This is a genomic window from Sphingopyxis sp. GW821-FHT10B01 (assembly GCF_059415685.1).
The window spans coordinates 607,901-626,300 of record NZ_JBWKNS010000003.1; the positions used below are offsets into that span (position 1 = coordinate 607,901).

Here is an 18,400-nt window from a genome sequence, read left to right on the forward strand (position 1 = left end):
GGTAATAGACGCGCCCTTGGCGGAGCCGCAGGCGCGGCGGCGTGCGCAAATATGCTTAAGGGACCGACATTCAGCCGTGACGGTGGGCACTTTGATAGACTCCTGCATTCTATTTCGGGGCTGCGCCCGATGGCAGAAGCTTCCTTTCAAATGGAAAACGGATTGATGCTTCTCCGTCCGCTCACCATAGAAAACGGCAGAAAACCTCTCGCCGCGATCTTTGGACAAAAGTGCGCTACGATGCTTGTCTTCGTCCCGGCACGCTGCTAGTGGCGCCCATCGTTGCCGCTTTAGCTCAGTTGGTAGAGCACATCATTCGTAATGATGGGGTCACAGGTTCGAGTCCTGTAAGCGGCACCAGTTTTCGACCGCTTCCCGGTCGCTTTAACCTCGCAAAAATCACGGTTTTCTGCTAGTTTTGGTACTTCACTTGTACCGGACCAGCTCAAGGCCGCTCATGGCAGCTCACCGCCATTTGGGGCAGAAGAGGAACCAATATTTAAGTCTATGATTTTGAAAAGAAATTTATTTCTCTTCGGCAGGCAAAATGATGGCCCCTTCGATGGCCCGCGTCAACGATTAGTGGAGTGGTTCGAGTGTTGGAAGGCTCAACAACGCTCGCGAAATCTCATAGCGCTTCAGTTGGTTTTTCGCAACCCAGATGGCATTTGATTCAGCTATGCAGTCCCGATACGGCCTAAATTGCTTTAGCGACATTCGGGATCTTCCGCATCGCTCACAGCAGTCGTTGCCACCAGCCGACATCGTGCCAAGCATCGAATTTTCGCCCGACCTCCCGGTAGATTCCTACCGGTTCGAAACCGATAGCTTCGTGCAGCCCGACGCTTGCGTCGTTTGGCAATGCGATCCCGGCAAAAGCAGCGTGATAGCCCAAGCTTGCTGCGGCCGGGAGCAGACGAGAATATAAACAACGCGCCACACCGCGCCGTTGTGCGCCAGACGCCACATAGACTGTCACATCGATAGATGTCCGGTAGGCCGAGCGGGTCCGATGCTCGGAGGCGTATGCGTAGCCGACAACCCGTCCATCCTCTTCGGCTACCAAATAGGGATATTTCGGCAGTATGGCGGCGATCCGCCTTTCGACCTCCCTAATGTCAGGCGGCACGTCCTCGAAGGAGATGATGGTGTCCGTTACATAGGGAGCGTAAATGGCCTGAACGGCTGGTGCATCACCCATGACTATTTGACGTACATCCATGCTTGCCCCGCTTCTGAATCGGAATTTTGCCAGACTGGCCTTCCATATCCAGGCAATCAAGGCACTTCGCCTGGCGCGACATCCGGCGCCACCACTCATATGCATCGTATTTTTCCGATAGGTCTTGACGCCAATTTATGGATCGGATAATCCCGATGCATGGACACCGATACAGCTCTCTCCGCACTCGCTGCGTTGGCGCACCCCACCCGCCTCGAAGCCTTCCGCCTACTGGTCCGACATGAGCCCGAAGGCCTTTCGACCGGCCAGCTAGTCGATGCCTCGGGGCTAACGCAAAGCACTTTTTCGACGCATCTCGCTGTCTTGGCCAAGGCCGGCCTCGTCAAATCCGAAAAGCGAGGACGCCAGTTTATCCAGCGCGCCGAGATCGATGCACTCAAAGGCCTGATGCTTTTTCTCGCCAAGGACTGTTGCCAAGGGCGGCCCGAGCTGTGCGAGCCGCTGCTCGCCGAACTCGCCTGCTGCTGACGGGAACTCAATCATGGCCGACATTATCATCTATCATAATCCCGATTGCGGAACGTCGCGTAACGCGCTGGCCATGATCCGCAACGCGGGCATTGAGCCCCACGTCGTCGAATATCTGAAGACGCCGCCATCGCGCGAGTTGCTCGAACAAATGATAGCGCGCGCGGGCATCGCGCCCCGCGCGCTCCTCCGCGAAAAAGGGACGCCTTTTGCCGAACTCGGCCTCGACAACGAAAGTCTCGACGACGACGCGCTCATCGATGCCATGATGCTGCATCCGATCCTTATCAACCGGCCGATCGTGGTCTCGCCGCTCGGCGTGAAGCTCTGCCGCCCCTCCGAGGAGGTGCTCGACCTCATCCCGACGCGGCAGCGCGGCGGCTTCGCCAAGGAAGGTGGCGAGCAGGTCGTCGACGACGCCGGCAATCGCGTCGGCCGCTGATCGATGGCCAGCAAGCGCGAACGCCTGTCGTTCCTCGATCGCTACCTGACCCTGTGGATATTCCTCGCGATGGCGCTGGGCGTCCTGCTCGGCTCGACCTTCGCCGGACTGCCCGCCGCGATCGACAGCCTCTCCTGGGGTTCGATCAACATCCCGATCGCGATCGGCCTCATCCTGATGATGTACCCGCCGCTCGCGCGTGTCCGCTACGAAGAGCTGCCGCGGGTGTTCGAGGACAAGAAGGTCCTCGCGATCTCGCTGATCCAGAACTGGATCATCGGCCCCGTCCTGATGTTCGCGCTCGCGGTGATCTTCCTGTCGGACCGGCCCGAATATATGACGGGCCTGATCCTCATCGGTCTCGCGCGCTGTATCGCGATGGTGATCGTCTGGAACCAGCTCGCGAAGGGCGACAATCAATATGTCGCCGCGCTCGTCGCCTTCAACTCGATCTTCCAGATCCTGTTCTTCAGCGTCTATGCCTGGTTCTTCCTCACCGTCCTTCCGCCACTCTTCGGGCTCGAAAGCAGCGTCATCGACGTCAGCTTCTGGACCGTTGCGGAGGCAGTGGTCATCTACCTCGGCATCCCGTTCCTCTCCGGCTTCCTGACCCGCAAGTGGCTCGCCGGCGCCAAGGGCAACGAGTGGTACGAGACGCGCTTCCTGCCCACGATCGCGCCGATCACGCTTGTCGCCCTGCTCTTCACGATCATCGCGATGTTCAGCCTCAAGGGAAGCGAGATTGTCACCATTCCGGGCGACATCGTCCGGATCGCGATCCCGCTGACCATCTATTTCGTGGTCCAGTTCGTCATCAGCTTCTGGATGGGGAAGCTGATCGAAGCCGATTATCCGCGCACGACTGCGGTCGCTTTCACTGCGGCGGGCAATAATTTCGAACTCGCCATCGCCGTCGCGATCGCCGCCTTCGGCCTAGCCTCGCCCGTCGCCTTCGCCGCAGTCATCGGCCCGCTCGTCGAAGTTCCCGTTCTTATCCTGCTGGTGAGCGTCGCCTTCTGGCTTGGGCGTCGCTGGTTTCCGGCTTCCACTCCCGCGAAAGATTGAACACATGGTTCCCTCGCCCTTCTCGCGCCTGCGCGCGCTCACCGACCCAGACCATCTCCCGGCGCTGGATCCCGAATATATCCAGACGCAGCCGGCGCTCGGTCTCGGTCCGCTCGAACCAGCGCCGCGCATCCTCCTGCTTTACGGCAGCTTGCGCGAACGCTCCTATTCGCGGCTCGTCGTCGAGGAAACCGCGCGCCTGCTCCAGCTCTTCGGCTGCGAGACGCGCATCTTCGATCCGTCCGACCTGCCACTCCCCGACCTGATCGCTGACGACGATCACCCGGCGGTGGAGGAACTGCGCCAGCATTCTTTATGGTCCGAGGGCCAAGTCTGGTGCAGCCCCGAACGCCACGGCCAGATCACCGGCATCATGAAAGCGCAGGTCGATCACCTCCCGCTCGCCTACAAGGGCCTGCGCCCTACGCAAGGCCGCACCCTCGCGGTGATGCAGGTGTCGGCAGGGTCACAATCGTTCAACAGCGTGAACACGCTACGCATCCTCGGCAGGTGGATGCGCATGATCACCATCCCCAACCAGTCTAGCGTCGCCAAAGCGTATGCGGAGTTCGACGAGGCGGGCCGTATGCTATCATCAAGCTACTATGACCGGATCGTTGATGTCGCCGAAGAGCTGGTGCGCTTTACCGTGCTGACGCGCGGGCACGCCGATCAGCTTGTCGACCGGTACTCAGAACGCAAAGATCGCAAACAGCCAGTCGTGACGCCTGCGGAATTGGCGGGACTGCCCGGCGCTCGGTGAGCGGGTTTGGCCGTTTGCTGTCAGGCCGCTTTTAGCGGAAGATTAAGAGAAGCGGACTTTCGCGGTGCGCCGATGGCTATGACCGCAATCGACCGATTGCGGACATTAAGATTATGCCAAAACGGCTCTTCACCTCTTTTTTGCAGCGGCCAATCCTAGCAGCGAAAAGCAGAAGCCCGAGCCAAGCAAGGCCGTCGTTAATCCTGCTAGCGAGGACCCGGACTTGTCTTGCCCCCCAAGCATTGAAACACCAAAATCAAATACTATCGCGAGACCGCCGAGCCCCATCAGCGCAATTCCGACCCCGATAAAACACACGCGCAACCATGTAGGCATATGAGTTCCTCCCGGCAGATAGCGGGCTAGTAATGCCCGGAAGTTAATGGCAGCTCGGCGACCTCAAGAGAAAATGACTAAGACGAGGTGGATCATGTTCGCTCCCCACCCCGTTGCGGTCGTTGGTCACGCCGCTGGCTTGTACGGCAGCAACCGACCGAAGTTGGACCTTCATTTGGTCGCACTTCGATCTCGAAACCCGCCCGTCGCTACCTCGAAATCATACCGATATCTCGACAAAGATTTCTAGACGGGTTTTGAATCAGCGGGCGTGAAGAAGCCCGAATTGAGGGTGTCATCGACTGCCTTGGCGAAAAACCAGCATTTTTTGGACGATTGTATCTTCTACTTGCTGGCAGGCCGTCCGATTGCTGCGCCTACGCATGCAACGATCAAAGCTATTGGAGTAAAAATTACGAGGATGGGGATCGTAAGCCCCAGTTGGTGCTCGTCGAACGGACTCGGCCTAAAATCGGACAGAGCCAAACTTATGACCGAACCTCCGATCGCCACGAAAGCGCCTGTCACTACAGAGGACAGCCATGATTTTCCTGTTCTTCTCAATATCAAACTTATTGCGGCATCCAAAAAAGCCAGAATATCATAGCCATTGGCGTTTACCTCCTTCTCCCGCAATTGCATGCCGTTGCTTGAAAAAGTGATAAACTGCCCGCAGCCTCTCAATCAAATTAACTAAAGCTATCAGGTCCTGACCCATTGCTACTACCGCTGCTCGCGTCCCGCTCCCCTCTCCAAAACGGCCGTTTTATAGATATTGCTCAAAGAGAGCGGCCAATCCGCTTCCCCCCCATATCGGTCGTCTGCTGCTGATTTGGTTGGACTGGCGGCAACCGACCGAAAGTCGGCCATTCTTGGAGGCTCGTGAAATACCCCGCAGCCGTCGATGACGGAAATCACCTGATTCCGGTCATGCAGGGCGTTTCTTAAGAAAACCTCGCTACTCTGCGGACCTCTTGGGCCAGGGTTGCAGTGCGCCGCGTGTAGGTGACTGTTGGTGAAGAAAGGCGACGCGTTGCGTATGTTGAGTGAATACTGGCTAGATATACTGACGATCCTAATAGCCTGTTCGCTCGCGTCATTTGCGAACCGGAAACTCGGTATATATGTCGCTAGCCTTATAGCATTGGGATCGATTGCGCTAACGATAGTGTTTGGAGCCGGCGGGGTGCCTGGAATCGAATCTTATCTTCTTTTTGGCCTTGGTTTGTTTCCAGGTCTTGCATGGATCGGATTTTGGCTTGGTCGTACTCTCCAAAAGGCGACCGCTAAATGATCGATTCTACTATCGAAACTTGGAGCTATGCCGTTGCGATCGTACTAATCGCACTCGCCGCATCCTACGCATCGAAACGCCTCGGCCTTGCTGTGAGCATATTGTTTTGCGCTGTGTGCATTTTCCTATGCTTTGCGCTAGTTTTAGCAGGAAGCGGTCGATATCTTTTTCTCACTGGCATCGTTTGGCCGATTTTGTCGTGGCTTGGGTTCGCGGTTGGGCGCATTCTGCGTGGGAGGAAGTCCACCTAGTCTAAACGGCAATCACATGAATCTCGTGCATTTCATCACGCGCCTCGAAGCCATTTGCATCACACACGACGTTGTGCGGTCGCGTTGCGCCTCGTTTTTCCGAGAATCGCTGTCGGATTGAGGGGTTTTCCGTCACCGTAAAACGCCCTGTATCGAGCTACGCTTTCCCGAAAACTGCCTGACCGCTTCCCACCCCTTTTCTGGCCGCGACAGACACTTGGGGTATGTCGGGATGCAACCGCTGATGGCCGCTAGCAGACTGTCGGCTTTGGGGCAGAAATCGACAAATGCAGACTATCTAGCCGCTTTCACGCGGCGGTAGCGAGGGTCCGTCTGTTCGCACAGTTTAGTTGCGGCAGCGCCCGCCGCATATTCGCGCCTTGCCAGTAGCGACGACGGAGAATAGTCATATCCTACCGGGATCGAGCAACCTCCCGGAGAAGCGCGGCCTGCGCTCAAGCGTTGCCTTTTACGCTCCGCGTTGCGGAGATGAGGAGGCATGTTTGAAACGATTTCCCTTTCTGTTTTTGGCGGTCGCCGCAACCCCGGCTTTTGCCGAGGACGGCCTGACGCTCGGCGGGAACACACGCATTCGCTATGAGACGATTGAAGGCCAGCCACGGACCGGCTTTAACGACACCGACGATCTCCTGAACCTGCGAACCATATTGAGCGGTGAATATCGGGAAGGCGACCTGCGGATCGGTGCCGAACTCTATGACAGCCGGGTTTACGGCGGCAATGCGGGAACCCCCATCTCGACCAACGAGGTGAATGCGCTGGAACTGGTCCAGGCCTATGTCGGGTTCGATAAGAAGGACGCCTTCGGACTCGGCACGAAATTCGGCCTCCAGGCGGGGCGCTTCACCCTCAATCTCGGGTCCCGCCGCCTCGTCGCCGCCGACGATTATCGCAACACCACCAATGGCTATACGGGCCTGCGCGCCGATATCGGCTTGAGCCACAATATCAGCGCAACGCTGATCTATACGCTCCCGCAGCTGCGCCTTCCCGACAATCGGACCGAGGTTATCGACAACAAGGTCAAATTCGACCGCGAAAGCTTCAATCTGGTCCTGTGGGGCGGCCTCGCCAGCAAGAAGTTCGGCGACAAAAGAACCGTGATCGAACTTTCCTATTTCCATCTCGGCGAGCGCGATTCCGCCCGCCTCGCAACACGCGACCGGTCGCTCAATACCTTTGGCGCCCGCCTCTTGCGCGACACCGCTCCCGGCCCCGTCGATTTCGAGGCCGAGGCTTTCATCCAGACCGGCTCGATCAATGCCTCGGCGTCTCCTACCGCGGCGCGCCTCGATGTCTCGGCCTGGTTCACGCATCTCGAGGCTGGCTATACAATCCGTCACGCCTGGTCCCCGCATCTCTCGCTCGAGTTCGACTATGCGAGCGGCGACGGGCGGGGCGGCAAGTTCGGGCGCTTCGACACATTGTTCGGCATGCGGCGCAGCGATCTCGCGCCTGCTGGCCTCTACAACGCCGTCGGCCGCGCCAATGTGATTGCGCCGGGCCTCCGGCTCGAGGTCACGCCCTCGAAGCGCCTCGACGGCTTCGCCGCCTATCGACCGCTCTGGCTTGCATCGCGCTTCGACAGCTTTTCCACGACGGGCGCGCGCGACGCATCCGGACGTTCGGGGCGCTTCGCCGGCCATCAACTCGAAGCGCGCCTTCGCTACTGGCTCATTCCGAAGACGCTGCGGCTGGAATGGAACGGCCTCGTTCTCGCCAAAGGCCGTTTCCTTCGCGACGCACCGAATGTGACCGCACGGAGAAATACGCTCTACAATTCGTTCAACGCCACAATCTCATTTTGATACCGAGCTAGGCTGTGGCGACATGGGCGCTGGCGCTCTCGCGCCCCGCGGCTTCCTCATAGCTATCGTGGAGGGCGGCATAATGGCCGCGCTTCGCGATCAGCGCATCATGCGTGCCGATCTCGCGCACTTCGCCCTCTTCGATCACGGCGATCCGGTGCGCCGAACGGATCGTCTCCAGCCGGTGCGCAATGACGAGCGTCGTGCGCCCTTCGCTCAGCACCCGAAAAGCCTGCTGGATGCGGCGCTCGGTACTCACGTCGATCGCCGACGTCGCCTCGTCGAGTACCAGCACCGAAGGGTTCGCAAGATAGGCACGGACGAGACAGACGAGTTGGCGCTGCCCCTGGCTGAGTTGGCTGCCGAGCGGCCCCACCTGCGTCGCATAGCCATGGACAAGCGATTGCAGGACGTCGTGCGCGCCGATCCGTGTCGCGGCCGCGATCAGTTCGGCGTCGCTGGCGCCCGGTTTGGCGAGCCGCAAATTGTCGAGCACTGTCCCGCCGAACAGCACATTATCCTGCAACACCACCCCGATATGGCTGCGCAGGCTGCGTTCGGAGATCGTGCGGATATCGCACCCGTCGAGCAGCACCGCGCCCACATCGACGTCGTAGAAGCGCGTCAGCAATTGGACGAGCGTGCTCTTCCCGTGCCCGGTCGGGCCGACGATCGCCAGCAATTCGCCCGGAGCGATCACCAGGTCAAGGTCCCGGATGACCGGCCGGCCCGGCAGATAGCCGAAATGGACGCCGCGAAATTCTATGGCCCCTTCGACCACCGGCAAGGTCACCGCGCCGTCCGCATCAACGATCTCGGGGGCGGTATCGAGAAGCAGGAAGATGCGCTGGGCGCAGGCGGTGCCATTGGCGAAGCGCTCGAAGAGATCGCTGAATTCCTGGAGCGGCGCGAGAAAGAGAAAGACGAAAAAGAGGCTCTGCGTCAGCTCGCCGAGGCTCAGCGTGCCGAGCGCCACGCCGCAGCCACCTATGATCAGCGTCAGCGCGAGCCCGGTGGTGGCGAGCAGCCCCGTGAACGGCGCGAACCATCCCGACCGCAAATTGCCCGAGATAAGCGAGCGATTGAAGTCCTCCAGAAGCCCGCGATATTTGCCGAGATTTTCCTTGTCGCGACCCGACTGCTTGATCAACCGAACCCCCGCCACCGTCTCGACCAGATGCGCCGTAAATCGGCTCCGGTTCTCGGCAACGCGCGCCCAGCTGCGCTGCGACACGCGCTTGAAAGCAATCGTGGCGGCGATCAGGGCGACAACGACCAGCGCCAGCCCGGCGAGCAAGACCGGCGCAATGAGCCAAAGAAGAAAAGCCGACAAAAACAGCCGCAGGATCGCCGAGAGGAATTCGGGCGGCCCCTGGATCAGCAGCGGCTCAAGCGTGTCGACGTCGCGATCGGCGCGCGCAATGATGCGCCCTGCCTTCGTCCGGTCGAAATAGCCGACACTGAGTGTCTGGACGTGCGCGAACACCCGCGCGCGCAGGTCGTTGAGCACGCGGATGGTCGCAATTCCTGCGTGATATTGCGACAGGCCTCCCAGACCGAAGCGAAGCGTCCAGGTGGCGGCGAGACCAAGGCACGCCCAGGCAATGAGCGACGCGTCGACCGCTCCCTGCCGCAGGCCATGATCGATGACGAGGCCGATGAGCAGCGGACGCGCGAAAATAGCGAGCACCTGCACCAGCTCGATTCCGATCACCGCCGCGATCTCGCGCCGCACCGGGGCCACGAGCGGCAAGAGGCGGCTCGCAACGCTCTGGCCGAGCTTGCGCTGCGAGAATTTCTCTTCCAGCTCGATATCCGACAGCGCGCTGTCGCCGCGAAACGCATTCATCGCGTCACAATCCCATGAGCGCGCGATAGGCAGCGCTCTCTTGCGCCAGCCGGTCATGCGGCCCTTCGGCGACGATGCGTCCGCCCGACAGCAAGACCACGCGGTCGGCGATGCGCGCCGTCGAAAGCCGGCTCGCGACGATGAGCATCGTGAGCGGGCGCCCTCCGTCCTTTCGTAACCTGCGGATATTGTCGATCGCCCGGCGTTCGGTGCGGGCATCGAGCGCGCTGGTGGCATCGTCGAGGATCAATATATCGGCGTCGGCAAGCAAGGCCCGCGCAAGGCAGACCCGCTGGCGCTGGCCGCCCGACAGCGTCGCACCCCGATCGCCAACGCGCGTGTCGAGGCCGTCGGCAAGCCTCGCAAGAAGCTCGCCGGCCGCCGCCTTTTCGAGCGCCGCCTCAAGCTCCGCATCGCTCGCTTCGGGCGCGCAGAGCCGAAGGTTAGCGCCGAGCGTATCCGAAAACAGAAAGCTCTCTTGTGGCAGCACATGCACGCGGCGGCGCAGCTCGGCGAGATCCGTATCGCGGACATCGTGCCAGCCCGCAGCAGCCGATCCGATTTCGACGCAGCCGGCGTCGACCTCGACCAGCCGCGGCAGGAGCGCGGTAAGAATGCTCTTGCCCGACCCCGTCGCCCCGACCAGCGCGACGATCTCCCCCGGCTCGGCCGACAGGTCGAGACCGTGGAGCACGGCGGCACCGTCACCGAGCGGCGACGCCGACACATGCGACAGGCGAAAGCCCAGCGGTCCCGCAGGCAGGCGCCCTTCGCCCGAATCGATCACGGGCTCGGCGTCGAGCACGTCCCAGATGCGGGCGGCGGAGGCGCGGGCATCGGCCACCACCTGCAAGAGACGCCCGATCCCCTCGATCCGGAGCACGAGATTGTTGACCACGAGCAGCGCGGCGACGAGCGCACCGAGCCCGATCATGCCGTGGGCGACCATCCATGCGCCAAAGCCGAGCACCCAGGCGTGCGAGAGGGCAATGATCGCCTGCGGCAGCGGAGCACTTCGCGAGGCGTGCCGGATCGCCGCCCGCGCCTCGGCGCGAAACAGGTCGACATGGCGGCGGAACCGCTCGGCGCGCGCCGCGCCGAGCGAGAAGGCCTTGATCACCCGAACGCCGTTGACGCCTTCGGAGAGGTCCTGCGTCACTGCATCATAGGCATCGCCGATCCGCCGATCGAGCGCGACCAACGTGTCGGCTTCCGACCAGAGTTTTGCGATGCCGATGACCAGAAGGATAAGCGGCACCACGGCGAGCCAGGGCGAATAGAAGAAGAGCAGTCCGAGCGAGATCAGGACGATGAGGCCGGTCTCGAAAATCTGACGCCAGAAGTTGATCAGCGCATCGCGCACCTTGTCGGCATCGCGCGTCATCCGCGTCACCATCTCGCCGACACCGTGCCGCCAGTGATAGGCTAGATCGAGCCGCTGGATCTGGATCAGGATGCGTTCGCGCAAGGTGGTGAGCAGTTCCTGCCCGATCGCGAGCGAGAGCAGTCCCGCGCCATATTGCACGGCGCTTCGCGCGAGCGCGAGGCCGATGAGCAGCGCCCCCCAGAACCAGGCGCGGTCATAGTCGAGTGCCCCGCCGGGACCGACAGCGACCAGCATCCCATGCTGCGCTTCCTGTATCGCATGCCCAAGCAGCACCTGCTGCGCGACGAGCGCGATATTGACCGCTGCCAGCAGGACGGCGGTCAAGGCAAAGCGCCCGGGCAACTCGCCATAGATAGCGAGGCAGCGCAGCAACGGGCTGCGCCGAAGGAACGCGCTTGCAGGCTTAGCCCCCGCTGCCATGCAAGCGCGCCCCGGTCCGCTCAGACGGCGATGGGCAAGGCGCGCGCCGCATCGAGCGGCCGCACGTCGATCCACTGACGCACCTCGAAGCTTTCGGGAATGAAGTTCCAGCGATGCAGGAAGTCGGTAAAATGCTGGATGCCGGCGATCGACTGTTCGGCCAGATCGGTCTTCAGCCGCTTCTGTGCGTCTTCACCATAGGCGATGCTGACCCAATATTCGCTGCTGTTGGTCTCGCGCGCGAGATAACGGCGAACCTCCGAAGGATGCGCCTGCGCCCAGGCTTCGGCGCGAAGCACCTGCTCGACGATCGTGACCGCGGCGTCGAAATGATTGTCGATAAGATGCCCGTCGACCGCGAGCGTCCGCGGGGTACCATTGTTCGCCCGCACGAGCGGGTCGGGATGGATGCCCGTGTCGATGACTGTCGTCAGCCCGAACTGGTGCGCGATCTGTGCGCCCGACGCGCCTTTGAGGAAGATCGCATCGACCTCGCCGCGCAGCAACGCGATGAGTTCAAGATTATTGGCGCGCGCGCGCGTCGTGCTGCGGCCGTTCCAGGCGAGCGTGCCCCCGACATTCTCCGCCTGCCCGTCGCTGTAGTGCGTGTCGATATCCTGGTCGACGATCTCGACATCGGACACTTCGAGCCCCTCGAGCCGCAGCGCGTTTTCGAGGCCGCGAAGGGCCTGAGCACGCGTGAAGTCGATCTCGACATTTTTCCAGTTGGGGAGGCCAAAGCGCCGACCCTTCAGATCGCGAACCGAGGCGATGCCGGATCCGGGGCTCGCGAGGATCAGCTGTGTTTCATCGGCCCAAGACAAACCGATGACGCGCGTGTCGCGGCCGCGCGCCTTCGCGCTGATCGCGGGGATATTGCCGCCGTGGCGAACCGAATTCTGCACCGTGTGCGAGAAATGCGATTCCCGCTTCGCAAAATCATTCGATTCGAGCAGCGACGAGAGGCTCGTCCCCTGCTCGGTGAAAGCCTGCTCCAGCCATCCTTGCTGCAGTGCGATGCCGAGTCCGGTCGGGACCGGGCAGCGCGTATACCAGAGCGTGTCGAGTTTCTGGCTCATGGAATATCTCCTTAGTTGGCGGCTTCGAAGGCGGGCGCGACGGCGCTTGTCGCGCGGGCATTGGGGTTTTCAGGGCGCGGCAGGTTCAGATGCTCACGCAGCGTCGTGCCTTCATATTCGGTCCGGAACAGGCCGCGGCGCTGGAGCTCGGGCACCACGAGATCGACGAAATCCTCGAGCGAGCTGGGGAGTAGCGGCGGGATCAGGTTGAACCCATCTGCGGCATCGCGCTCGAACCAGTCCTGGATCTGATCGGCGATGTCGGTCGGCGTGCCGAGCACGACACGGTGACCGCGAACCGCGTTGAAGCGCAGGAAGAGCTGACGGATGGTAAGATTCTCGCGCCGCGCTAGCGCGGTGAGCTGGCGCCAGCGGCCCTTGCCGTTCTCGGGCTCGGGCAGATCGGGCAGCGGCCCGTCGAGCGGATACGCGCTCACGTCCTGACCCATGAGATTGAGGTCGCCGCCGAAGTCGACCTTCTCTTCCAGCGCGCCGAACTTGTCCTGCGCTTCCTGCAGGCTCGATCCGATCGTGTAGGAGAGGCCCGGCATGACCTTCAACGTATCGGGATCGCGGCCATAGCCGATGACCCGGTCCTTCACATCCTTGTAGAAGGCCTGCGCATCCTCGATGAACTGCGCCGCCGCATAGATCATCTCGGCATGGCGCGCGGCGAAGTCGCGCCCGACCTCCGAATTGCCCGCCTGCGCGAAGACCGGATAGCCCTGGATCGGGCGCGGCATGTCGAGGATCGAATCGATGTGATAATAGGGCCCGCGATAATGGACCGGATGGACGGCGGCGGCGTTGAGATAGACGCCGCTTTCCTTGTCGGCGCTGTCGAAGGCATCATCCTCCCAGCTGTTCCACAAGGCCTTGGCGAGCTCGGTGAAGTCATGCGCGCGCGCATAGCGTTCGGCATGGGTCGCCGGCTGGTCGATCCCGAAGCTTTTCGCCGCGCCGTCGGCAAGCGAGGACACGATGTTCCAGCCGGTCCGGCCACCGCTGATATGGTCGAGCGAGGCGAAGCGCCGCGCGAGTGCATAGGGCTGCTCGAAATTGGTATTCACCGTCGCGACCAGCCCGATGTGACTGGTAATACTCGCGAGCGCCGCGATGGCCGTCAATGGTTCGAAGTCTAGGAAGGCGTGGCGCCGCTCGATCCTCCTCGTGCTGTCACCGCTCTGGCCGACGAAGTCGGCGAAGAAGGCCGCATCGAGCTTGCCGCGCTCGGCGGTGCGGACGAGGTCGGCCCAATAACGAAAATCGGGCTTTCCGGTGCTTGCGGTTCCGGGTTGGCGCCAGGCGCCGGGGTGATGGCCGTGCCGGGTAAGGAAGACGGCCAGCGCGAGTTGGCGTTTATTTTGGCTCATGAGAATCGCTCCGAACAAGGGGGATGGTCCGGCGCCCGCTCACTTTCAGAAGGGGCGGGGCGCCGGGACTTCATTCGGCTGCCTGCACGGCTTCTTCTGGCAGATGGATCGTGCCGTCGTCATCGACGCGGGCGTCGGGGGGGACAAGCTTGCCCATCTTCCACTGCTGCTCGAGCACGCCGGGACCGAAAGGCCGCGAGCCGCCGATCGCCGCGGCGAGTATCTGAAACTGCGCGCCTTCCTCGAGCAGCACGATCGTGTTGGCGAGATCACGAATGCCCTTCCAGCTCCAGATCGTCGCACCGCCATTGGCCTCGACGATACCGGGCACTTCGCGGTCCTGCTCGATCGCGTCGAGGATGAAGTCGGGCTCGCCCTGACGGCGGTTGATGTAAACGGGAAGCTTCGCGGTGAAGCGGAAGCGGCGGTTCGGCACATAGAGAAGGGGCAGTTCCTGATGCGCCTGCGAATAGGCGCCGAGGTGCGGCGTATGGATGTGGCTGATCGCCTTGAAGTCGGGATATTTCTTGAAGATCTTGAGATAACGGGCCTCGCCGCCGGTCGCCTCGCCCCACAGGCGGTTGCCCTCGAAATCGATGACGCTGACGCGCGGCTTGTCCGGATCGTCTTCCCACAGGCCGACATAGCTCAATGTCACGATCTTCTCTTCGCCGGGGACACGGACCGCGAAACCCAGCGTGCCGCTCGCCGAGACGGTGCGGCTCTCGCGCAGCAGGCGGAAGGCACGGCGCGCATCGTCGCTCGCCTGATTAATGAAGGCGATCGCCTCCGCGGACAGACCGTTTGTGTCAGACATGATTCAATTTCCTCCGGTTGAAAGGGTGGGACTGCGTTCGGCATTCAATTTGTAAGCCGCCTCCAGCGGTCGGCGATCGACCCAGTCCGCAAGCGCAAAATCGGCATCGAGGAAGCCGTGGGTGAACAGGAACCGCTTCTGTTGGCCGAGCAGGGCCAGCCGCTCGTTATCCAGCGTCGGATGGAGCCCCTCGTGAAGCCGCGCATAGGCCTGATCGACCGCCCCGGCGCTGCCTTCGGTCTCATCCTCCAATATGTCGCGCAGGCGATTGGGCTGCGCTGCGACCCAGTCCGCCGCGCGTAGCGTGACGGCAAGAAAGCGGACCAGGAGGTCGAAATGATCGTCGATCAGGCTCTGATGCACCGTGATCGGACGCGGCGTGCCGTTGTTCACGCGAAAGCGCGGATCGGGCAGCGCGTCGAGGTCGATCGCGACGACGAGCCCGGCCTCGCGCGCCTGATCGAGCGCGGCAGCGCCCTTGACATAGATGGCATCGACACGACCCTCGGTGAGCGCCTCGATCGGCCAAAGGCGGCCGACGCCGCTGCGGCGCCCTTTGCCGCGTGGGAGCAGGTCGCGGCCGGCGCCGCCGATATTACGAAGCCGATCGGGCGTCTCGACCAGGGTCACATCGTCGAGCGTCAGCCCGGCGGACGTGAGCACGCCCTTATACCCCGCGAGCGACATGCCGCGAGCGATGCTGGTGCCCCGCACATGGCTTGGAATGTCGTTCTGGCTCCAGCCCGGCAGCGCCAGGCGTTTGCCCTTGAGGTCGGCGGCGGACGCGATGCCCGACCCGGGCCGGGTAAGGATGAGCTGGCTTTCCTCGATCCAGGTGAGACCGACAAGCTTCGTCGGTTCGCCCTGCGCACGCGCTGCGATGGCGAGCATGTTACCGCCTTCGCGGATCAGCGTCGGCAGGCGGTGATCATAATGGTGGCGGCCAAACTCTGATCCCGATTCCTGCAACGTGCGGAGCGCAATCGCATCCGCCTCGAAGGCTTCGGTCAGCCACCCGAGCTTGTAGGCGATCCCGGTTGCGGTCGGGACCGGGCAGCGAGTGAACCAGATTTCTTGCGGAAGCGTAGCCGCAGTCTGGTTCGGGACTTGTTCGGGTTTCAACAGGGTCGACACGGATCGGCAGCTCCCGGCTCATTTCATGTCCGGTGATGAGCAAGAGCTATGCCAGTCGAGAATCTGGCTGAAATGCTGCGTTCCTGGTGAGACGCCCTTCCCCGCATTGCGGCATATTGAACAGCGGCGCTGTTGGATTTGCAGCCGCCGCTTGTCCGGCGTCAGATCATGCCGAGATTCTTGAGGTGCGTGCGCACGACGTTGCGCGTCACGCCCAGCGCTTCGGCGGTCTTGATCTGGTTCTGGTTGGATTGGCGAAATGCCTCGGTCACGGTGAAGGCGACCAGCCGGTCGAGCAGATTTGAGTGGTCGCTCTTGATGAGGCGCCGCACAAAGGGGCGCATCGCATCCTCGAGCGAGCCCGCGGCGCCTTGCTCAAGGTCGCTCTCGCCATCCTCGAGCCCGAGGTGTGCGGGCGAAATCCGGCCATCCTCGCAGACGAGCGTCCCGCGATGGATGGCATTTTCGAGTTCGCGAATATTGCCTGGCCAGTCGTGCTGAAACAGCGCCTCTTCGGCTGCGACGCTAAGCTCGAGACGACTGGCGCGCACGCGCGCGCCATAGACTTCGAGGAAGTGGCGCGCGAGCGGGAGGATGTCGGCGCGCCGTTCGCGCAGCGGCAGCAGCGAGATCGGGACGACCTGCAGCCGGTAGTAGAGATCCGACCGGAAGCGACCTTCCTTCACCGCCTGCTGAAGCTCGACATTGGTCGCGGCGATCACCCGCACATCCAGCGCTATCGGCTTGCGCGATCCGAGCCGGACCACTTCGCGCTCCTGCAGAACCCGCAGCAGCTTCACCTGCAAGGCGAGCGGCAAGTCGCCGAGTTCGTCGAGGAACAGGGTGCCGCCGTTGGCGGCCTCGAACCAGCCCGGACGCGCGACCGCGGCGCCGGTGAAGGCCCCCTTTTCATAGCCGAACAGCTCGCCCTCGATCATCGATTCGGAAAAGGCGCCGCAATTGACCGCGACAAACGGCGTGTCGGCGCGGCTGCTCAGACTATGAACGTAGCGGGCGACGAGTTCCTTGCCCGTCCCGGTCTCGCCCATGATGAGGACATGGGCATCGCTGGGCGCGACGCGCGCGATTAGCGGGAGCAAGGCACGCGAGCGCGGGTCGTTGAAAATGAGGGCGCGAGCGCGCGGGCCGACGGCGTGATGCGCATCGCAATCATAGGCAAGCAGCGGCGGGCCATCGCCCTTCGCTGCCGACATAAGCCCTACGTCCGCGGCGTGCGGAGCGCTTTGCGGTGAGGTGATTGTCATGCGCCCTCCGTTCCTCGCTCTCGAGGGCCTCCACCATAACAGCGAATTGCCAACTATTTTAGTAGAATTTAGATTCCTGCGGCTAGCTGAGCTTTCAGCGAGGTGATCAGAGCGACGGCAGCGCGGCAGCGCGCCGCTCGAGAACCGCTTCGAGCGGCGCAGCGCAGACCCAGTCGTCGATCGCGACGGGTGATTCGAGAAAGCCGTGCAGCCAGAGGAAATCGGCCTGGATCTTCAGCATCTGGATCCGCTCGTACGAGAGGTCGGGATGCAGCGAGCGATGGAAATTGTTCCGGTAGGCGGTTTCGACGCCATCGATACCCGCGAGCGTCTCGTTCGCGACGATCGCTTTCACTTCGGCCGGATTGTGCGCAGCCCAGTCGGCCGCGCGGAGGCTCTGCTCGAGGAAGCGTTCGACCAGATCGGGATGATGATCGATCATATGCTCGTGAACGACGATCGGGCGCGGCGTACCGTTGTTCACGCGCGCAAGGCGGCTCGGATAGGCATCGAGGTCGATCCCGATTTCCAGCCCCAGCCGGTGCGCGGCATCCGCCGCGGCAGCGCCTTTCACATAGACCGCATCGACGCGGCCCGCGGCGAGCCATTCGAGCCCGAGCCAGAGCCGGCGCATGCCCTCGGCGCTCGCCTGCTCGACAGGCGGCGCCGGGATTTCGACGAATTGGGCGTCGCCCAGGGTGAGGCCGCCGAGTGCGAGCGCACTCTTGATGCCATGAAGCGCCATGCCGCGCGCGATGCTCTCGCCGCGCGTGCGCGCGTAGCCGGGAAGCGCGAAGCGCAGCCCCTTGAGATCGGCGGGATCGAGAATAGCGGCATCGCGCCGCACCATGATCGCCTGACGTTCGTCGATCCAGGTGAGACCGATGACGCGGGTCGGGGCACCGAGCGCACGCGCCGCGAGCGCCTGGATGTTCCCACCCTCGCGAAACAGGTGACGGACCTGATTTTCGGGGTCGCTCTCGACCAGGTTCAGCCCCCGCTCCTGCACGCGCCCCACCGCGATGCCGTCGGGCGCGAAGGCATCCGCCATCCAGCCCTTGGCCCAGGCGATACTTGAGGCTGCCGGCACAGGGCAGCGCGTGACCCAGAGCTTGTCCAACCCGACCGGCGCGGCGCTCGAAGCCTTCCCTTTCGGCATCCAACCTCCCTATCGTCCTCAAATAGCTGCCGGGCGGCAGCAGCACCAGCCGAAACAGGCACATCTGCCCGGTTCCGCTATCCTTGGCCCGTTCTTCGCAAGGCCCGTGCCAGACAGCCGGCGCAAAGGCCGATCCACCCATTCCGGCCCTTTGCGTCCACTGCCGTCCTTCCGGCCGCTTCATTTCGCGCAATTCGCGCAAGCGAGGTGCGTCAAAATCACCACC

15 protein-coding genes and 1 tRNA gene are annotated in these 18,400 nt (G+C 62.4%); 7 read left to right on the forward strand and 9 right to left on the reverse strand.

Annotated elements, in window-relative coordinates:
* Positions 1-284: 284 nt before the first annotated feature.
* Positions 285-360, forward strand: a tRNA-Thr gene (locus tag AC07NV_RS11695).
* Positions 361-736: 376 nt separating this feature from the next.
* Here the strand turns inward: AC07NV_RS11695 and AC07NV_RS11700 are convergent.
* Positions 737-1,282, reverse strand: a complete 546-nt coding sequence (locus tag AC07NV_RS11700) for an arsinothricin resistance N-acetyltransferase ArsN1 family B (protein ID WP_495166519.1) — start codon at positions 1,280-1,282, stop codon at positions 737-739.
* Between the two features lie 99 nt (positions 1,283-1,381).
* On the opposite strand from AC07NV_RS11700, the gene AC07NV_RS11705 reads away from it, so the two are divergent.
* From AC07NV_RS11705 to AC07NV_RS11730, 6 genes are all read left to right on the forward strand, one after another.
* Positions 1,382-1,711, forward strand: coding sequence for an ArsR/SmtB family transcription factor (locus AC07NV_RS11705; RefSeq protein WP_495166520.1), 330 nt, complete (start codon positions 1,382-1,384; stop codon positions 1,709-1,711).
* A 13-nt stretch (positions 1,712-1,724) separates the two neighbouring features.
* Positions 1,725-2,153: an arsenate reductase (glutaredoxin) gene (arsC, locus tag AC07NV_RS11710; RefSeq protein ID WP_495166521.1), complete on the forward strand. Its 429-nt coding sequence runs from the start codon at positions 1,725-1,727 to the stop codon at positions 2,151-2,153.
* Positions 2,154-2,156: 3 nt separating this feature from the next.
* Positions 2,157-3,218 (forward strand): ACR3 family arsenite efflux transporter, encoded by a 1,062-nt coding sequence (arsB, locus tag AC07NV_RS11715; protein ID WP_495166522.1) that lies wholly within the window; start codon positions 2,157-2,159, stop codon positions 3,216-3,218.
* Positions 3,219-3,222: 4 nt separating this feature from the next.
* On the forward strand, positions 3,223-3,981 hold the full coding sequence (gene arsH, locus AC07NV_RS11720) for an arsenical resistance protein ArsH (RefSeq protein ID WP_495166523.1): 759 nt from the start codon (positions 3,223-3,225) through the stop codon (positions 3,979-3,981).
* Positions 3,982-4,588: 607 nt separating this feature from the next.
* The gene (locus AC07NV_RS11725; RefSeq protein WP_495166524.1) at positions 4,589-4,924 is read left to right on the forward strand and encodes a hypothetical protein; all 336 of its coding nucleotides are present in this window, start codon (positions 4,589-4,591) and stop codon (positions 4,922-4,924) included.
* 1,441 nt (positions 4,925-6,365) lie between these two features.
* Positions 6,366-7,691: an alginate export family protein gene (locus tag AC07NV_RS11730; RefSeq protein WP_495166525.1), complete on the forward strand. Its 1,326-nt coding sequence runs from the start codon at positions 6,366-6,368 to the stop codon at positions 7,689-7,691.
* Between the two features lie 7 nt (positions 7,692-7,698).
* Here the strand turns inward: AC07NV_RS11730 and AC07NV_RS11735 are convergent, their stop codons facing one another.
* The 8 genes from AC07NV_RS11735 to AC07NV_RS11770 all read right to left on the reverse strand — a co-directional run bounded on the left by AC07NV_RS11735 (position 7,699) and on the right by AC07NV_RS11770 (position 18,174).
* Positions 7,699-9,540 (reverse strand): ABC transporter ATP-binding protein, encoded by a 1,842-nt coding sequence (locus tag AC07NV_RS11735; protein WP_495166526.1) that lies wholly within the window; start codon positions 9,538-9,540, stop codon positions 7,699-7,701.
* A gap of 4 nt (positions 9,541-9,544) precedes the next feature.
* Complete coding sequence (locus AC07NV_RS11740) at positions 9,545-11,347, reverse strand: ABC transporter ATP-binding protein (protein WP_495166527.1); 1,803 nt, start codon at positions 11,345-11,347, stop codon at positions 9,545-9,547.
* 20 nt (positions 11,348-11,367) lie between these two features.
* Positions 11,368-12,426 (reverse strand): ABC transporter substrate-binding protein, encoded by a 1,059-nt coding sequence (locus AC07NV_RS11745; protein WP_495166528.1) that lies wholly within the window; start codon positions 12,424-12,426, stop codon positions 11,368-11,370.
* Between the two features lie 11 nt (positions 12,427-12,437).
* Entirely contained in the window at positions 12,438-13,799 is a 1,362-nt protein-coding gene (locus AC07NV_RS11750) for an LLM class flavin-dependent oxidoreductase (RefSeq protein WP_495166529.1), read from the reverse strand.
* 70 nt (positions 13,800-13,869) lie between these two features.
* Positions 13,870-14,616 carry a class II aldolase/adducin family protein gene (locus tag AC07NV_RS11755; RefSeq protein WP_495166530.1) on the reverse strand — a complete coding sequence of 249 codons (747 nt, stop codon included), beginning with the start codon at positions 14,614-14,616 and terminating at the stop codon, positions 13,870-13,872.
* Positions 14,617-14,619: 3 nt separating this feature from the next.
* Positions 14,620-15,750 carry an ABC transporter substrate-binding protein gene (locus AC07NV_RS11760; RefSeq protein ID WP_495166531.1) on the reverse strand — a complete coding sequence of 377 codons (1,131 nt, stop codon included), beginning with the start codon at positions 15,748-15,750 and terminating at the stop codon, positions 14,620-14,622.
* A 161-nt stretch (positions 15,751-15,911) separates the two neighbouring features.
* Complete coding sequence (locus AC07NV_RS11765) at positions 15,912-17,015, reverse strand: sigma-54 interaction domain-containing protein (RefSeq protein WP_495166532.1); 1,104 nt, start codon at positions 17,013-17,015, stop codon at positions 15,912-15,914.
* A gap of 106 nt (positions 17,016-17,121) precedes the next feature.
* On the reverse strand, positions 17,122-18,174 hold the full coding sequence (locus AC07NV_RS11770) for an ABC transporter substrate-binding protein (RefSeq protein WP_495166533.1): 1,053 nt from the start codon (positions 18,172-18,174) through the stop codon (positions 17,122-17,124).
* Positions 18,175-18,400 lie beyond the last annotated feature (226 nt).

Excerpts from the sequence above, each read along its gene's own strand:
- AC07NV_RS11705 (WP_495166520.1), top strand. The coding sequence starts at position 1,382 with ATGGACACCGATACAGCTCTCTCCGCACTCGCTGCGTTGGCGCACCCC.
- AC07NV_RS11765 (WP_495166532.1), bottom strand. The coding sequence starts at position 17,015 with ATGACAATCACCTCACCGCAAAGCGCTCCGCACGCCGCGGACGTAGGG.
- arsB (WP_495166522.1), top strand. The coding sequence starts at position 2,157 with ATGGCCAGCAAGCGCGAACGCCTGTCGTTCCTCGATCGCTACCTGACC.
- AC07NV_RS11755 (WP_495166530.1), bottom strand. The coding sequence starts at position 14,616 with ATGTCTGACACAAACGGTCTGTCCGCGGAGGCGATCGCCTTCATTAAT.
- AC07NV_RS11740 (WP_495166527.1), bottom strand. The coding sequence starts at position 11,347 with ATGGCAGCGGGGGCTAAGCCTGCAAGCGCGTTCCTTCGGCGCAGCCCG.
- AC07NV_RS11745 (WP_495166528.1), bottom strand. The coding sequence starts at position 12,426 with ATGAGCCAGAAACTCGACACGCTCTGGTATACGCGCTGCCCGGTCCCG.
- arsC (WP_495166521.1), top strand. The coding sequence starts at position 1,725 with ATGGCCGACATTATCATCTATCATAATCCCGATTGCGGAACGTCGCGT.
- AC07NV_RS11735 (WP_495166526.1), bottom strand. The coding sequence starts at position 9,540 with ATGAATGCGTTTCGCGGCGACAGCGCGCTGTCGGATATCGAGCTGGAA.
- AC07NV_RS11770 (WP_495166533.1), bottom strand. The coding sequence starts at position 18,174 with ATGCCGAAAGGGAAGGCTTCGAGCGCCGCGCCGGTCGGGTTGGACAAG.
- AC07NV_RS11750 (WP_495166529.1), bottom strand. The coding sequence starts at position 13,799 with ATGAGCCAAAATAAACGCCAACTCGCGCTGGCCGTCTTCCTTACCCGG.
- arsH (WP_495166523.1), top strand. The coding sequence starts at position 3,223 with ATGGTTCCCTCGCCCTTCTCGCGCCTGCGCGCGCTCACCGACCCAGAC.